Source organism: Pseudomonas sp. Sample_22 (assembly GCF_004307635.1).
Taxonomy (GTDB): Bacteria; Pseudomonadota; Gammaproteobacteria; order Pseudomonadales; family Pseudomonadaceae; genus Aquipseudomonas.
Window position 1 is genome coordinate 46580 of sequence record NZ_RCNY01000074.1, and the last position, 15985, is coordinate 62564.

General features: G+C 55.0%; 19 protein-coding genes and 1 pseudogene. 16 read left to right on the plus strand and 4 right to left on the minus strand.

Translation table 11 applies throughout. The annotated features are described in order from the left end of the window. Positions 1-150 precede the first annotated feature (150 nt). Together D8U73_RS18895 and D8U73_RS18900 are read left to right on the plus strand one after the other, a co-directional pair. Positions 151-579 (plus strand): S24 family peptidase, encoded by a 429-nt coding sequence (locus D8U73_RS18895; RefSeq protein WP_130905404.1) that lies wholly within the window; start codon positions 151-153, stop codon positions 577-579. Beyond that, a complete protein-coding gene (locus D8U73_RS18900) occupies positions 569-1846 on the plus strand; it encodes a Y-family DNA polymerase (RefSeq protein WP_130905405.1) in 1278 nt (425 codons plus the stop codon). The genes D8U73_RS18895 and D8U73_RS18900 overlap by 11 nt, the downstream gene beginning before the upstream one ends. Before the next feature lie 40 nt (positions 1847-1886). Here D8U73_RS18900 and D8U73_RS29565 read toward each other — a convergent pair. Continuing rightward, positions 1887-2023: pseudogene (locus tag D8U73_RS29565) on the minus strand (citrate transporter); the annotation flags it as partial. 499 nt (positions 2024-2522) lie between these two features. On the opposite strand from D8U73_RS29565, the gene D8U73_RS18905 reads away from it, so the two are divergent. Continuing rightward, positions 2523-2873: a metalloregulator ArsR/SmtB family transcription factor gene (locus D8U73_RS18905; protein ID WP_130905406.1), complete on the plus strand. Its 351-nt coding sequence runs from the start codon at positions 2523-2525 to the stop codon at positions 2871-2873. A gap of 38 nt (positions 2874-2911) precedes the next feature. Next, the gene (locus D8U73_RS18910) at positions 2912-3982 is read left to right on the plus strand and encodes an NAD(P)/FAD-dependent oxidoreductase (RefSeq protein ID WP_130905407.1); all 1071 of its coding nucleotides are present in this window, start codon (positions 2912-2914) and stop codon (positions 3980-3982) included. A 53-nt stretch (positions 3983-4035) separates the two neighbouring features. Here D8U73_RS18910 and D8U73_RS18915 read toward each other — a convergent pair whose 3' ends face one another. Next, entirely contained in the window at positions 4036-5253 is a 1218-nt protein-coding gene (locus D8U73_RS18915) for an MFS transporter (RefSeq protein WP_241668536.1), read from the minus strand. A 122-nt stretch (positions 5254-5375) separates the two neighbouring features. Here D8U73_RS18915 and D8U73_RS18920 point away from each other — a divergent pair, with 122 nt between their 5' ends. The 3 genes from D8U73_RS18920 to D8U73_RS18930 all read left to right on the plus strand — a co-directional run bounded on the left by D8U73_RS18920 (position 5376) and on the right by D8U73_RS18930 (position 7811). Beyond that, complete coding sequence (locus D8U73_RS18920; RefSeq protein WP_130905408.1) at positions 5376-5873, plus strand: MarR family transcriptional regulator; 498 nt, start codon at positions 5376-5378, stop codon at positions 5871-5873. A gap of 64 nt (positions 5874-5937) precedes the next feature. Further along, positions 5938-6441 (plus strand): arsinothricin resistance N-acetyltransferase ArsN1 family A, encoded by a 504-nt coding sequence (locus tag D8U73_RS18925; RefSeq protein ID WP_130905409.1) that lies wholly within the window; start codon positions 5938-5940, stop codon positions 6439-6441. Positions 6442-6455: 14 nt separating this feature from the next. Next, the gene (locus D8U73_RS18930; RefSeq protein WP_130905410.1) at positions 6456-7811 is read left to right on the plus strand and encodes an FAD-dependent oxidoreductase; all 1356 of its coding nucleotides are present in this window, start codon (positions 6456-6458) and stop codon (positions 7809-7811) included. A gap of 53 nt (positions 7812-7864) precedes the next feature. Here D8U73_RS18930 and D8U73_RS18935 read toward each other — a convergent pair whose 3' ends face one another. Beyond that, positions 7865-8137 (minus strand): hypothetical protein, encoded by a 273-nt coding sequence (locus tag D8U73_RS18935; protein WP_130905411.1) that lies wholly within the window; start codon positions 8135-8137, stop codon positions 7865-7867. A 265-nt stretch (positions 8138-8402) separates the two neighbouring features. Between D8U73_RS18935 and D8U73_RS18940 the strand changes: the two genes are divergently transcribed. From D8U73_RS18940 to D8U73_RS18980, 9 genes are all read left to right on the plus strand, one after another. Beyond that, entirely contained in the window at positions 8403-8816 is a 414-nt protein-coding gene (locus tag D8U73_RS18940) for an arsenate reductase ArsC (protein ID WP_102599774.1), read from the plus strand. An 8-nt stretch (positions 8817-8824) separates the two neighbouring features. Then, positions 8825-9196 carry a metalloregulator ArsR/SmtB family transcription factor gene (locus D8U73_RS18945; protein WP_102599775.1) on the plus strand — a complete coding sequence of 124 codons (372 nt, stop codon included), beginning with the start codon at positions 8825-8827 and terminating at the stop codon, positions 9194-9196. Positions 9197-9223: 27 nt separating this feature from the next. Then, positions 9224-9694 carry an arsenate reductase ArsC gene (locus D8U73_RS18950; protein ID WP_130905412.1) on the plus strand — a complete coding sequence of 157 codons (471 nt, stop codon included), beginning with the start codon at positions 9224-9226 and terminating at the stop codon, positions 9692-9694. Between the two features lie 17 nt (positions 9695-9711). Then, positions 9712-10785 carry an ACR3 family arsenite efflux transporter gene (arsB, locus tag D8U73_RS18955; RefSeq protein ID WP_130905413.1) on the plus strand — a complete coding sequence of 358 codons (1074 nt, stop codon included), beginning with the start codon at positions 9712-9714 and terminating at the stop codon, positions 10783-10785. Continuing rightward, positions 10778-11494: an arsenical resistance protein ArsH gene (gene arsH, locus D8U73_RS18960; RefSeq protein ID WP_102599777.1), complete on the plus strand. Its 717-nt coding sequence runs from the start codon at positions 10778-10780 to the stop codon at positions 11492-11494. Before arsB ends, arsH begins: the two co-directional genes overlap by 8 nt. A 12-nt stretch (positions 11495-11506) precedes the next feature. After that, the gene (locus D8U73_RS18965) at positions 11507-12019 is read left to right on the plus strand and encodes a cyclin-dependent kinase inhibitor 3 family protein (RefSeq protein WP_102599778.1); all 513 of its coding nucleotides are present in this window, start codon (positions 11507-11509) and stop codon (positions 12017-12019) included. A gap of 23 nt (positions 12020-12042) precedes the next feature. Beyond that, positions 12043-13047, plus strand: coding sequence for an ArsJ-associated glyceraldehyde-3-phosphate dehydrogenase (locus D8U73_RS18970; protein ID WP_130905414.1), 1005 nt, complete (start codon positions 12043-12045; stop codon positions 13045-13047). Positions 13048-13056: 9 nt separating this feature from the next. After that, entirely contained in the window at positions 13057-14277 is a 1221-nt protein-coding gene (arsJ, locus tag D8U73_RS18975; RefSeq protein WP_130905415.1) for an organoarsenical effux MFS transporter ArsJ, read from the plus strand. A gap of 91 nt (positions 14278-14368) precedes the next feature. After that, the gene (locus tag D8U73_RS18980; protein WP_130905416.1) at positions 14369-14830 is read left to right on the plus strand and encodes a hypothetical protein; all 462 of its coding nucleotides are present in this window, start codon (positions 14369-14371) and stop codon (positions 14828-14830) included. On the opposite strand, the gene D8U73_RS18985 is transcribed toward D8U73_RS18980, so the two are convergent. Then, complete coding sequence (locus tag D8U73_RS18985) at positions 14818-15894, minus strand: ArsO family NAD(P)H-dependent flavin-containing monooxygenase (protein ID WP_130905417.1); 1077 nt, start codon at positions 15892-15894, stop codon at positions 14818-14820. The genes D8U73_RS18980 and D8U73_RS18985 overlap by 13 nt on opposite strands. Between the last annotated feature and the right edge of the window lie 91 nt (positions 15895-15985).

The following is a 15985-nucleotide window of genomic DNA, read 5'->3' on the forward strand; positions in this document are numbered from 1 at the left end:
AATTGCCTGCCTCAAATGTCCTACCTATAGATCCGCGGGGCCGCAGAAAACTTTGATTCCACCCGACGGAATTGCCATTGGCCGGGATTGACCGGCCGATAAATCAAGGGTTAACTGTATTTATATACAGTTTTCTCTGAGCTTTACATTATGACCATCACCTTCTTAGGCACGCCGACTGGCGGCGCTACAATGGTTCCTTCTTACTCCTTTCGCGTGCCGGCCGGCTTTCCATCCCCGGCATCCGATCACTTAGAGAAAATTATCTCTCTTGATGAGCTGTTCGATCTGCGAGCCCCCCATGTCTATTTGGTCAAAGTGGAAGGCGACAGCATGCAGGGCGCCGGTATTTTCTCGGGTGACGTCGTCATCGTGGATCGAGGCCGTGACGCTGAGCATGGCGATATCATCATTGCCGCAGTGAACAATGAGCCCGTATGCAAGCGGTTGCATCGCCGGGACGGGGTGGTAATCCTCAAGTCGGAAAACCCAGCTTATCCCGCCAAATACATTCTCGAAGGTGACGACTTTCTAGTTTGGGGGGTGGTCCGCTTCAGTGTGCGCGATCATGCACAGTGAAAAAGTGTTTGCGCTGGTCGATTGCAACTCATTCTATGCGAGCTGTGAGCGCGTCTTTAGACCAGATCTGGCCAAGACCCCAATCGTAGTACTCAGCAACAACGACGGGTGTGTGATAGCTAGATCTTACGATGCGAAACCGTTCGTAAAAATGGGCGAACCATATTTCCAGATTCGAGACAAACTGAGGCAGCATGGAATCGTGCCGTTTTCCAGCAATTATGCCCTGTACGGCGACATGTCCGAACGCATCATGACCATTCTGGAATCTACGGTCGACTCATGGGAGCGGTACTCAATCGATGAAATCTGGCTAAGCATGGGTGGGATGCCCGGTAACCTTGAGGCATTCGGCCGTGATCTTCGGTCCCGCGTATTACGGTGCACGAGCATCCCGGTCGGTGTTGGAATAGCATCCACTAAAACCCTTGCCAAGTTGGCCAACCACACCGCTAAGCGCTTGCAGGCTCAAACTGGAGGCGTTGTAGATATTCGTGATCCTTTCAAGCGAGACTGGGTTTTGCGTAACACCGCGGTAAGGGAAGTCTGGGGAATTGGTAGGCGAATGACAGCGCACCTGGAATCCATGGGCGTCCTGAGGGCTATGGACTTGGCAATGGCTGATCCCAAGATGCTGCGGCAAAAATTCAGCGTGGTGGTGGAGAAGACCGCCCGTGAACTGGCGGGCATATCATGCTTGGACGTTGAAGAGGTCGAGCAGCCAAAGCAAGAGATCTGCTGCAGTCGGGCATTCGGCAAACGCCTCACAGAGATTGAGCCGATCAAGCAGGCAGTGGCCACTTACGTTGGACGCGCAGCGGAAAAACTCCGAGCTCAAGGTTCGATGTGCAAGCGCATGCGAGTGAGCATCCGCACTGGTATGTTCAATCCTGACGAGGCCCACTACGCCCAGGGAGTGATGGTAGAACTGCCTTACCCGACATGTGACACCCTGCTCATGACGCGAATGGCTACCGACGCAGTGGCTAAAATCTTTCGTCCGGGCTTCCGTTACAGCAAAGCTGAGGTGCTTTTGATGGATCTGAGGCAGCCAGGTGAGTTCACCGAAGATCTGTTTGCGCCCAAGCAATCTGCAGAATGCGTTCGGCTGATGCAGGTCATGGACAATATCAACGGAAGATGGGGCCGGGGCACACTGCGGGCTGCCAGTGTTCCAGCATCACCTGACTGGGGGATGCGCCGTGAGATGATGAGCCGATCTTATACGACCAAGCTGGACGAACTTTGGATGGTGCGCTGCGATTGATCTGTCTGCGTTGGAAAACCTTTTGCGCGATATAGACCAAGTCTATGCCAGCGAAAGCCAAGAGCAGATAAGGCGAAGAACCAGTGGGCTCAATAGGCGCAGGGGCTGACCCACGATCGACGCTCTGGATATTTCGAAAGGGCTGATGCCGTAGTGGCTGGTCGCTTCGGCAACCAAAACGCGCGGACCAGAGAAAGCGACGAATTTCAGATTGTTTGGCGGAGAGAACTTTTAGTTTTTTTGTCCATTAACGCGCAGTAATTGGCTAAATAAATTTAGAAAACTAGTTTTATGCACAATTATGCAAAAATCCATAATTTGTCTAGAGGCATTTCCGGGCGACGAAAAACAAAAGGTGCAGGGGGCTTTGGCGCGGTTTCTACCGCATGGCCGCACAGCGATTGTTGTTCCGCGCCTCACCCTTGTCCAAAAATACCAGCAGTAAAGAAAAGTAAATTTTCCTTTAAGTGCTGAAAATAGCCATAAAGACAATATTCTTTTACTTACTGCTGTTGGCGATTGCAGCCTGTCGTGAAGGGCTGTAAACGACCCAAAACTGACGGTCGAATTCATCATTCTGGATCTTGCAGGCATTGATCAGGCGCTATTGATATCTGTTGTTGACGTTCATTCGGACAATTGACGTGTGTGCGGATATGCACATATAGTCATCCGCATGACAAACCGAACCTCTACACGTTCCCGTGCAATTGATGCTGCAATCGACTCTCTCGATGGAGCCTTCTTCAAAGCTCTGTGCGAGCCGTCGCGGGTAGCTGTGCTCAAGCGAGTCATGCAACTGGGGCGAGCAGATATCGGTGAGATTGCCGAAGAGCTACCTCAAGAGCGTTCAGTGGTGTCCCGTCATCTGCAAGTGCTATTAGAGGCCGGTATTGTCCGCGCTACCAAGGTCAGCAGGCAGATGTTCTACGAGGTGGATGGACCGGCAGTGGTGACACGGCTCGAAGCCATTCTCCAACACATGAAGAGTCTGGCCCCGTTTTGCTGCCCTGGTGTGCCAGAGTAGTTTTTTTGTTATTTCTATATATGCATGAGTGCGCATACATGAACATAATTAATAAGCCCTTGGATGTCATCGTTATTGGCGCGGGCCAAGCTGGGCTCGCGTGCGGTTGGCATCTGCGGCAGCAGAATCTCAGTTTTCTCATTCTGGAAGCCGAGAGCCAGCCAGGTGGAAACTGGCGCAACTACTACGACAACCTGAGACTTTTTTCCCCTGCTGCTTACTCATCGTTACCTGGGATGCCCTTTCCAGCTGAAGCTAAGCACTATCCGCTACGCGATGAAGTCGTACGTTATTTGGAGCAGTACGCGGACGCTTTCCAGCTACCCATTCGCCAGAACATACGAGTCCAGAAAGTGTGTAAGGAGGATGGACTATTTTTGCTTCAGGCATCTGATGGTCAGCGTTTCTGCTCAAAAGCATTGATCGTTTGCACTGGCGGATTCAATCAGCCGTTCATCCCTGACATTCAGGGGCTGGAGAGTTTTCGCGGGCAGCGTTTACACAGTGCTGATTACCGAAACGTCGACGGCTTCATTGATCAACGAGTAGTGGTCATAGGTGCTGCCAACTCAGCTGTACAAATTGCTCATGAGTTGGCTCAAGTCAGCAGCGTCGTATTGGCGACAAGGGAATCGATTCGGTTTTTTCCGCAAAAGATCCTCGGTGTGGATTTTCATGCTTGGCTCAAGTGGACAGGGATGGAGAAGACTCGTTGGCTGAATGACCAAAGTACCCCCGTGCTGGATGATGGCACCTATCGTCGTGCCATCAAGCAGGGACTTTTTGAGCGCAAGCCGATGTTCACGGAGGTAACGTCGACGGGCGTGATCTGGGCTGATGGGCAGCACACTGACGTGGACAGTTTGGTTTTCGCGACCGCGTTTCGTCCGAACCTTGGTTTTTTGGCAGGTCTGCACGTGGCGGGCAATGAAAGCCTGACCCAACGCAACGGGAAGGCGGAGCACGTACCGGGTTTGTATTTTGTGGGATTACCGAAGCAGCGCAACTTTGCTTCGGCAACCCTTAGAGGCGTTGGGCCAGATGCTTCTCACATCATTCCTAGCTTGATGCGCTTCATTCACGATGTATCCCACCCAGTGTTCGCTTGATGCCGGGTATCGATTTTTTTCTGATCAACACTACGTCTACCGGAACATCGTACTTACTTGCCTTTTTGCGTATTTGGCAAGCGCCAAGTGGCGATGAAGCACAGCAACAGTAACCCACACATCACGCTAAGCAGTACCGATGCTCCGAAGCTGTCCAAAACATAAGCGGCGGCGATGGGGCCGCAGGCTTGGGCGACAAGGACGGGCCTCGCGAGCAGTCCCATTCGTGCGCCATATCCTTGTGACCCGAACAGCGCCAATGGAAGAGTACCGCGAGCGATGGTGAGGATGCCGTTACCGGCTCCGTAAAGTGCAATCGCTACGAAGGCCAGCCAAGGCAGGCCTGAGATCAGCAGTCCAAGCCCGATCAAACACAGCAACACGCCGGCTCGTGCGGACCAAGTTGGATGGAGGTTCCTGCCTATGGAAAACTCAGCCACCCGTGCCAGGACTTGCGAAGGACCAATCACCATGCCGATGGCCAAGGCCACGGCAGTCGCGATTCCCAATTGCTTGAGGACATTGAGCAGGTGGACTGAGATACCTGATACGACCAACGCCAGAACCGTCAGCATGGCGGCAATCAGCAAGAACAGCTGGTTGGTGGCCCTAGGGCGAAGCTCGGATGCCGTGGGTGATTCTACTATTACGGGATGGGGCGGTTGTTTTGTGCTTCCAGGTATCAACAGCGCATGAATGGGCAATCCGATTAGCAGATGAGCTGCGGCGATGGTAAAGCAGGCGTTTCTCCAGCCGATCCAACTCTCCAGTCCCGCTATCACCGGCCAGCCTATGGTGCTGGCGAACCCGCCTAACAGGGTCAGTCCGGTAATTGACGTTCGAGCCCCCTCGCCGAGAAGACGTCCTAGGGTTGAGAAGGCTGCGTCGTACAAACCCGCCGCCATGGCAACGCCAATCAGAGTCCAGGCGACGTAGTAAGTGGCAACGTTACCCGCGAGCCCCATCAGTAGCATGCCAAGAGCCAGCAGCAATGAACTGGCGGCTAGGGCAGAGCGTCCGCCATGGCGATCAATCTGACGACCAACTGCCGGCGAGGAAGCTCCCGCGACCAGTAGCCCCCAGGATAAGCCACCCACCACACTGGTGATGGACCACCCCGTCTCTTTGGCTATCGGAGTCGCAAGCACTGCGGGCAAGTAATAAGTCGAACCCCAAGCAAGAATCTGAGTAAAACCCATCGCCCATACGAGCCTGGAGCGATTGATCGGGGGATGAATCTGCTCTGGAAGTGTCACGACCGGCATGCTCATTTTTTGTTGTCAGTAACAACAAGCTAGCGCCTTTCTTTGGCCATAGTCAACCGAGAGATCGGTGTTGACGATTTCGGGAAATCAGGACTACTGTTGCAGCTAACAACTAATTTGTGACGGTTATGACGAACGGTAAAAACGATCAGTTGACTCAGGATTCCGAGGATTTGTATGAGGCGTTGAACCAGCTGGTTCGCGTCCATCAGTTCCGTGATCGAGATCGGATCTGCTGTTACGACGTGTCTGTAACCCAGTGTTATGCCGTCGAAACGCTGGTCAAAAGGGGCGCATTGCGCCTACAGGTCTTGGCGGAAGAAATGTTCTTGGACAAGAGCACGGCGAGTCGAGTGATCGATACCCTTGAGCGCAAAGGGTATGTGTCCCGCGTTGAGGATGATGAAGATCGGCGTGCGGTGCGAATTCAGGCAACGGATGCTGGACGTGAGCTATACGCGAAGATCAGAGCTGATCTGATTGCAGAGGAGCGAGCGATGATTGAGAACCTATCAGTTGAAGCTAGGCAGGGAGCGCTGAGTTTGCTGAGGCAGATTACGCGGGCCACGGAGATTCGCTGCGGGCTCGTGAGTGAGTGCTGCCCAGCCGTGAAGAGCAAGGAATGAAAGGGAAGAGTTTCCCTTTTTTTGCCAATAATGTTGTTACTACCAACGTAATGGGGCTCCAACAATGCGAGTTCGTTTAGCTGAACCCAAGGACACCGTTTCAATAGCCGCCATCTACAACCAGGGGATCGAGGAACGTAGCTCTACGTTTGAAACGATTCCTCGAAGCCCGGCAGACATGCTTGATCGCATCAACTCAATGGAGCGTTATCCAGTGTTGGTCATGGTCGATGAAGCGGATCAGGTTGTTGGCTGGGCAGGACTCAGTAGTTATCGCGCTCGTGCCTGTTACGACGGCATTGCGGATTTTTCCATCTACCTGGATCGCAGTGTTCGCGGTCAGGGACTCGGTAAGCAGTTACTTCAGTCACTGATGGAAGAAGCCCAAGCTCGCGGATTCTGGAAAGTCCTGTCACGCATTTTTACTTTCAATCACGCCAGCCTCGCATTGTGCGAATCCTGCGGTTTCCGCCAAGTGGGAGTGTATGAAAAACACGCCTGCCTGGAAGGACGCTGGCTCGATTGCGCGATTGTCGAGCGCCTGTTTCCGGTCAATCAGCCAGTCTGAAGAAGGAATCGAACATGGAAAACACTCACCTTCCCGTCGCCATCATTGGAGCAGGTCCAGTGGGTCTCGCCGCCGCAGCCCATCTGCTGGCCAGAGGCATTACTCCGCTGATTCTGGAAGCTGGTCCGAAAGCTGGGTCCAGTATTGAAGAGTGGGGGCACGTGAAGATGTTCTCTCCGTGGCAGTTCAATGTGGACAAGGAGGCGGCCAAACTTCTGCTGGCCGATGGTTGGACTCCACCACCGGAGAACGAGTATCCAACGGGTCGTGAACTGCTGGACCGGTTTGTTCGACCTCTCGCGGACCTCGATCAGATCAAGCGTCACTTGCAGCTCAATACCCGTGTTCTGGCAGCCACTCGCGTCGGTCAGGATGTGATGAAGACCCAAGGCAGGTCGGCAGCTCCTTTTTTACTGCGTGTCGCGGGGCCAACAGGTGAACAGGATGTGCTGACCAGTGCTGTCATTGATGCCTCGGGCACCTACCTGACACCAAACTGGATGGGCGCCCATGGCATCCCTGCCTTGGGCGAGATCGAACATGCAGCGCACATTGCTTACGGCATTCCGGAGGTGCTGGGTCGTGCGCGGAATCGCTATGCCAACAAAAGAGTGCTGGTGGTGGGTGGTGGTCACTCCGCGTTTAACTCCCTCCAGGATCTGGTGCGACTGATTCAGGAGGCGCCGCAAACCAAAGTGCTCTGGGCGATCCGGGGCAATTCTCTTGAGCGCATTCTGGGTGGTGGTACGAATGACCAGTTGGAAGAGCGCGGAAAGCTTGGCCTGAAGATTCGCCAGTTGCTGAATGACGGCGTGATCGAGCTGTTCAAAAACGTCGCTATCGATCAGGTTGCAGACAATGGCCAAGGGCTGATCGTGAAGGCGGGAGAGCAGATACTCCCACCAGTGGACGAACTCATTGTGGCGACGGGATTCCGCCCAGACCTGAGCTTGCTCGCTGAGCTGCGTATCTCGCTTGATCCCGCTACCCAAAGCGCAGTGTTACTAGCTCCTATGATTGATCCCAACGAGCACAGCTGCGGTACGGTCAGGCCCCATGGCGCGGTAGAGCTGGCCCATCCTGAGGAGGGGTTGTTCATTGTGGGGATGAAGAGCTATGGCCGGGCGCCTACGTTCTTGTTGATGACGGGGTATGAGCAGGTACGGTCTGTTGTCGCGGCATTGGCGGGCGATTGGGATGCGGCCAAAAGGGTTGAACTGGTTCTCCCGGAGACTGGCATATGCAACTCGGATTTCGATGAAGTCGATGACCGTTTTAAGGCTTCGACCAGTCAGGCGTCTTGTTGCGGTGCTGGCGGCGCAATCCCTGAGGTTGCACCTCGTACCTCGCCAGGTTGTTGCAAAGGCTAGTACCAACAACCGATATCCGCCCCTGCGATAGGGGCGGATCAAATCTCACTGTTTTACTTTTTAAGCGTGCTCAGATAGTCCTTGAGCGCCTTCTCGTCACCAGACTTAACGGTCATCCCGTCTGGACCGGTCCCAATTTCCGTGTATTGCTTGGCAGGTTCGCCGTGTGCCTTGAAGTCTTTCAGTTGTTCAGAACCTTCACGAAAGACCCAAAGGCGGCCGTCTTCTACTTTGGTAAAGAATCCGGGCTTGTCGTACTGGCTCGCGAAGCTAACGCTCGCAAACAGGCTAGTCAGCAAGGCGGCGGTGATCGTCAGTTTTTTCATCTTCCAGGCTCCTGGTTGGTTGGATCGGAGCAGAGGCTATCCTCGAATGGATGACAAACTTATTACAATTTTCACATATACACTTTTCCAAATGTTTCTGAAGCGCTCTGCTGCGTGAGTATCCCATACGTCCTATAAGCAAGGGCTTTTAGGGGATTTTGCTCGGCAGGAGCTGGTCCTTTTCGAATTTTTCCGATGCAGGGGCTTTACCTCGAATGCGTAAAAACATATATTCGATAAACCGTATATGAGCTGAGACTTCACAATGACCAGCAAAGCCCGTGTTCTGTTCGTTTGTACCGCCAACGCTGCCCGCTCACAGTTGGCCCAAGCGCTGCTGAGGCATACCGATTCGGAGCATTTCGAGGCGTTCAGCGCCGGCACTGTCCCAACTCAGGTCGATCCGCGCACCTTTGACGCACTTTCCCACCTTGGGGTGAATACCGAAGGATTGCGTAGTAAGTCGATCGAAGAATTCCGAGGTGAGCGTTTCGATTACGTCATCACCTTGTGCGATAAAGCCGCAGCGGAATGCCAGTCGCTACCTGGAGCCGGCGAGGCATTGGCCTGGAATTTTGAAGATCCGGCCACCAGCACTAAACCCGATGCATTCCGTCACACCCTTCACGAAATTCATGAGCGCATCAAGATGTTCGTCTTGGTGAAAAGCAAACGCTGAGAATCGATATGGCTGACCATCTGACACCGACCACTGTATTCAAATGCCTGGCTGACGACACCCGTGTCCGCACGATGCTGCTCATCACCCGTGAAGGAGAGCTATGTGTTTGCGAGCTGACCTGCGCGTTGAACGAGAGTCAGCCAAAAATCTCCAGGCACCTGGCGCAGTTGCGCACTTGCGGTTTGCTGTCGGACCGTCGGCAAGGCCAATGGGTTTATTACCGACTGCACCCGAATCTCCCTAATTGGGTTCATCAAGTGCTGACCACTACGCTCGAAAGCAACAAGCACTGGTTAAGCCCTGATGCCAAACGCCTTGATGAAATGGGTGACCGTCCTGAACGGGCAGCCGTGTGCTGTGAAAGCAAAATCGCCTGATTCCGCCTTCGACTACGAGACCGCTCGATGAAAATCCTGTTTCTCTGCACTGCTAATAGCTGCCGCAGCATCCTCTGTGAAGCGATCTTCAATCACTTGGCACCGGAAGGCATGAAAGCCTACAGCGCGGGCAGTCAGCCCAAAGGTGAAGTGCACCCGCTGAGCCTCAAAACATTGGGGAATGCTGGTATTTCGACGTTCGGGCTGTCCAGTAAGTCCAGCGATGTCCATGTGAACCTGGCTCCTGATTTCGTCATCACGGTATGTGACAAGGCTGCCGGTGAGGCCTGTCCGGTATTTTTCGGGCCAGCTACCAAGGCGCACTGGGGGCTGGCCGACCCTTCGGAATACCAAGGGACGCAAGAAGAGATCGAGGCGGCTTTTGAAGCCACCTTGGAGCAGATCAAAACCCGTATCCAAGCCTTCCTGGCTTTACCGCTTTCCCAACTGAGTGCCGAACAGCTCAAGGCAGAGCTGGCCCTGATTGGCACGCTGTAACCACAGGAGCAATGATCATGATTAAAAGCCGCCTTTCATTTCTGGACCGTTACCTGACGCTGTGGATTTTTCTCGCCATGGCCTTGGGCATCGGTTTGGGAAGCCTGTTCGAAGGCTGGCCACAGTGGCTCAACAGTCTTTCTGTGGGCACAACCAACATCCCTATCGCTATCGGTTTAATCGTGATGATGTATCCGCCTCTGGCCAAGGTTCGCTATGAGGAACTACCGGAGGTCTTCAAGGACAAACGCATCCTCGTTTTGTCTTTGGTCCAGAACTGGGTCATCGGCCCGGTGTTGATGTTCGCACTGGCGATCATCTTCTTGCGGGACCAGCCGGAATACATGACGGGTCTGATCTTGATCGGCTTGGCTCGCTGCATCGCGATGGTGCTGGTCTGGAATCAGATTGCGGGTGGCAACAATCAGTACGTCGCCGGGCTGGTGGCGTTCAACAGCATCTTCCAGATCCTGTTTTTCAGTCTGTATGCCTGGGTCTTCCTTGGGCTGTTGCCGCCGCTGTTCGGGCTGGAAAGCAGTGTGATCGAGACCAGCTTTGTCAGCATTGCCGAGTCGGTCCTGATCTACCTGGGTGTGCCGTTCCTAGCGGGCTTCCTGACTCGCAAAATCCTTATCGCCCGTAAAGGTGAAGTCTGGTTCCAGGAGCGCTTCATTCCAAAGATCAGCCCGCTGACGCTGGTGGCGCTGCTGTTGACCATCGTGGCCATGTTCAGCCTCAAGGGTGACGTGGTGCTGCAATTGCCGCTGGATGTGTTGCGTATCGCGATCCCCCTGACCATTTATTTCGTGGTGATGTTCTTCATCAGTTTCTGGATGGGCAAATTGCTCAAAGCTGACTATCCACGCACCACGGCGCTGGCCTTTACCGCCGCGAGCAACAACTTCGAACTGGCGATTGCCGTGGCCATTGCCACCTTCGGCCTGGCTTCCCCGGTCGCTTTCGCCACGGTGATTGGTCCGCTGGTGGAAGTGCCGGTACTGATTTCTCTGGTCGGTGCTGCCCTCTGGTTGAAACGCCGCTGGTTCGATGAATCCAAGAGCGCCGTTGCGCAGGACAAAGACTATGTTTGATGACCCTATCCCCCAGCTCGATACCGGACTGGTTGACCTCCCATCGGCAGACAAACTCGGTATTGAAAAGACCTCTATCCATAAGCCGCGCATTTTGCTGCTGTACGGATCAACCCGTGAGCGTTCCTTCAGCCGCCTGTTGGTAGAAGAAGCCGCTCGGCTGCTGGAGCACTTCGGCGCCGAGGCGCGGATTTTCAATCCGTCCGGTTTGCCGCTGCCAGATGACGCCCCCGACGATCATCCTCGAGTGAAGGAATTGCGCGAGCTGATGCTGTGGTCCGAGGGGCAGGTCTGGTGTTCTCCAGAACGTCACGGTTCCATGAGCGCGGTCTTCAAAGCTCAGATCGACTGGGTGCCACTGGCCATGGGCGCGGTACGCCCGACCCAGGGCAAAACCCTTGCCGTCATGCAGGTGTGCGGTGGCTCGCAGTCGTTCAACGTGGTCAATCAGCTGCGAGTGTTGGGACGTTGGATGCGCATGTTCACCATCCCCAACCAATCCTCCGTGCCGAAGGCCTATATGGAATTCGACGATAGCGGCCGGATGAAACCTTCTCCGTTCTACGACCGTGTCGTTGATGTAATGGAAGAGTTGGTGAAATTCACGCTGCTGCTTCGCGACCGTCAGGACTATCTGGTCGATCGTTATTCCGAGCGCAAGGAGTCGGCGGAAGAACTCATGAAACGTGTCAATCAGCGCTCCATCTGAGGATTTTTCACCGTGCAACAACACCCATACTCCGTACTTCCCTTGGCACAGTTCAATGGCCAATTGATCTTCACCCCGTGCCCAGGCACGAAGGGCACCCGACCGTTCGAGGCGCTGCAAACCCTCAAGGATGCGGGGGCATCGGCGTTGCTGACGCTAATGCCGACCGAGGAGCTGCTTCAGAACGAGGTCGATCTGCTGCCCGAAGAGTGCCAAATGCTCGGCATCGAGTGGTTTCACCTGCCAGTTGAAGACGATCAAGCGCCTGGCGACGCTTTCAAAGCCGCCTGGGAGCAGCACCATCCGCGTCTCAAGCAATTGCTGACCGAAGGTAAAACCATCGCCATCCATTGCAAAGGCGGCTCGGGCCGTACCGGTTTGATCGCGGCTCAACTGTTGATCGAGAGCGGTGTGCCCTTCAGCGATGCCATCCGCGATGTTCAGTCGTTGCGTCCACGCGCCATTCAGCATCCCGCCCATATCGAATACATCGGCCAGTTCGACACCCAGTCGAATGCCCACTGACAGCAGATACAGAGCACAACAATATGACTATCAAAGTTGGTATCAATGGTTTTGGTCGGATCGGTCGCCTCGCGCTACGAGCAGCCTGGAGCTGGCCAGAATTTGAGTTCGTGCAGATCAACGATCCGGCAGGCGACGCAGTAACCCATGCGCACCTGATCAACTTCGACTCCGTGCATGGTCGTTGGCACAACGAAGCCAGCGCTGAAGGCGATCAGGTGGTGATTGGCGGCAAGCACATCAAGGTGACCGCGAACAAAGCGATTGCCGACACCGACTGGTCGGGTTGCGATCTGGTGATCGAAGCCAGCGGCAAGATGAAAACCGTGGCGGTGTTGCAGGCCTACCTGGATCAGGGCGTTAAGCGTGTGGTGGTTTGCGCTCCGGTGAAGGAAAAAGGCGCGTTGAACGTCGTCATGGGCGTCAACCATCAGCTGTTCAATCCGGCTGAACATCGCATCGTTACCGCCGCTTCGTGCACCACCAACTGTCTAGCGCCAGTGGTGAAAGTCATCCACGAGAAACTGGGCATTCGTCACGGCTCGATCACCACCATCCACGACCTGACCAACACCCAAAGCATCCTCGATCAGCCGCACAAGGATCTGCGTCGGGCACGTGCTTCGGGCATGAGCCTGATTCCAACCAGTACCGGCTCGGCCACCGCCATTGCCGAAATCTTCCCGGAGCTGCGTGGACGCCTGAATGGTCACGCCGTACGCGTGCCGCTGGCCAACGCTTCGCTGACTGACTGTGTCTTTGAAGTCGAGCGCGCCACGACCGTCGAGGAAGTGAACCAGTTCCTCAAGGACGCTTCCGAGAACGAGCTGAAAGACATCCTCGGTTTCGAGACGCGTCCATTGGTGTCCATCGACTACCGTACTGACCCGCGCTCATCGATTATCGATGCACTGTCGACCATGGTCATCAACGGCACTCAAGTCAAACTCTATGCCTGGTACGACAATGAATGGGGTTATGCCAACCGCACCGTCGAGCTGGCCAAAATGGTCGGTCTGGCAGTCTGAGGAGCGGTCATGAAAGCGTTGTCAGCCCTCGCTCCAGAAGTGCGGCAGTACCTGCTCGTGACGGGCAACTACTGGGCCTTCACCCTCACCGACGGCGCCTTGCGCATGTTGGTGGTGTTGCACTTTCACGCGTTGGGCTACAGCCCACTTCAAATCGCCGCGTTGTTTCTGTTCTATGAGCTTTTTGGCGTGATCACCAACCTGGTGGGTGGCTATCTCGGCGCCCGACTGGGGCTGAACCGAACCATGAACATCGGGCTGGGCATCCAGGTCGCGGCGCTGCTGATGCTGACCGTTCCTGTGGCTTGGCTAACCATTCCATGGGTGATGGGCGCACAGGCGTTGTCGGGGATTGCCAAAGACCTGAACAAGATGAGTGCCAAAAGCTCCATCAAGCTTCTGGTTCCTGATGGGCAGCAGGGCAAGCTCTACCAGTGGGTGGCGATCCTCACCGGCTCGAAGAACGCACTCAAGGGAGTCGGCTTCTTTCTCGGCGGAGCCTTGCTGGCATTGATCGGCTTCAAAGGTGCATTGCTGGCCATGGCGGGTGTTCTGGCGCTGATCTGGATCAGCAGCTTGATACTGCTGAAGAAGGACCTGGGCAAAGCGAAAGCCAAGCCCAAGTTTCGCGACATTCTGTCCAAGAGCAAGGCGATCAATATCCTCTCGGCGGCGCGGATGTTTCTGTTCGGTGCCCGCGATGTCTGGTTTGTGGTGGCCTTGCCGGTGTACCTGAGCAGTGTCTTCGGCTGGGACTTCTGGAAGGTGGGTGGCTTCCTTGCGGCGTGGGTGATTGGCTACGGCATCGTGCAGTCGTTTGCGCCCAACATCACTGGCAAGAAACGCGGCCATGTACCGGATGGTAGGGCGGCATTTCTGTGGGCCATTGCACTGGCGGGGCTGCCTGCGGCAATCGCTCTCGGGCTGAACACCGGGCTGTCGCAACAGGCGGTGCTGTTGGGTGGATTAATGGTCTTTGGCGCGTTGTTCGCGGTGAATTCGTCGCTGCACAGCTACCTGATCGTGTCCTACGCCAAGGAAGATGGCGTGTCGCTGGATGTGGGTTTTTATTACATGTCCAACGCCATGGGACGGCTGATCGGCACGGTGCTGTCCGGCTGGGTTTATCAGGTGTATGGGCTGGAAGCATGCTTGTGGATATCGAGCGCCTTTGTGCTGCTCGCAGCACTGATTTCTATCGCCTTACCTAGGCATGCCGAGGCGATATGAATCCGTCAGACAGGACGGAGTGAACCTCTTCGCGCTACGTGCGTGTGGAGGAATTGGCAGAGCCTGAATCAGCACATGTCGGAGGCACGCTATGAGTAAATCAATCAGCATCCCCACACTGTCCTTTGTGGTGATTACAGCGTTGGCATTGACCGCTTGTGATCAAGGTGAGACACCTGCCAAGCATCCGTCCGGTATGGACAAGACGATTGAGGGGACATGGTTTATAGGTGAGTGGCGCAATAACCAGAGGGATGCTTTGGCGCTACCGTCGTTTCGGCTTTCCGCCGACAGTCTGCAATGGGGTGATTGTACGGCGGAGTTTGGCAGCCTGATTAGCCGCGACGAAAAGCGAGCATCCCTGGTGGTAAAAGAGGGTAGCGACTGTCCAGCCAGCAGCCAAGGACGGCTGAAGGACATCCTCCTTCAGCGCATAAACGAGTGCATGGCCAGTGTCGAGCTTTACGCTTCTGCGGAAGATGTCAGGCAAGGTTCTCCTCAACAATCAGCGGTGTATTTCAAGGTCGGCTGCCGGCCAATTCAGGTGGACTGATCGGCAAGAAAAGTTACGATCTCATTGACTGTGCTCCGTGCTGTCCGTGTTACACCGATCAGTGTGGCGGAAGCTGAACCTGTCCACTCGCCGTAACCGACCAGCCACAGCCCTGGCTCTTTGATCGAGTGGGTGCCTTCGACCTCAACGCGGCCCTCGGTGTTGACCACCCCCAGTGAATCCAGATGCTGAAGGGCTGGCCGAAATCCGGTGCACCAAATCACCGAGTCCACCGCAGACTCGGAACCATCGACCCAAACAACCCCATTAGGAGTAAAACTTTCGAAAGATCGTAGAGACTTGAGAACATTGCGCTCTCGGGCTTCGGCAACGGGTGGAACCATGACGATATCGCCCAGCCCACCAACTGGCTGCTCGATGACGCGCCCCTCCAGTTGGGCTTTCCAGCGCTCAGTTGCACGCTCGAACAGTACCCGCCCATCCACATCGTCAGGCAAGAACATCGGTTCAACGGGGGTTACCCACGTGGTCTCAGCGACCTTTGATACTTCGGCCAGAATCTGTGCCCCTGAATTACCGCCACCTACCACCAACACCTTTTTGCCCGCGAATGCTTGCGCTTCGACATAGTTAGCGGAATGCAACTGCCGACCGGCGAATAGCTCGGCATTGGGGTAGTGAGGGACGTAGGGATTGCTCCAGGTGCCTGTAGCGCTGACAACAACCTTGGCATCCCAATGCTTGTCTTCAGAACGTACACGCAGGCCAGATTCCGTTCGCTCAACAGAAGTGACCCGAACTGGGCGCTCGACCGGGAAATGGTAGCGCTGTTCGTATTGGTTGAGGTATTCGATCACATGATTTCGAGAAGGATAGCCATCTTGCGTAGGGGGCATCATCCAGCCAGGTATCGAACTCCAGGTGGCGGGCGAGAATAGACGCAGCGAGTTCCAGCCATGTCGCCAGGCACCACCGGGTTCTTCCTCTGAGTCGAGGATTACGAACGAAAGAGGTGTGCGGCGCAGGAAATACGCTACAGCCAAGGCTGATTGACCCCCGCCGATAATGACTACGTCTAGTTGAGCGCTGAGCGAATCAGTCATTGGACGAACCTTAGATCGATGCAAGACGGTCCAGTATAGCGATTCAATTTTGACTCCAACTGATCCAGCTCATATCGAGAGGGGAGTCTCC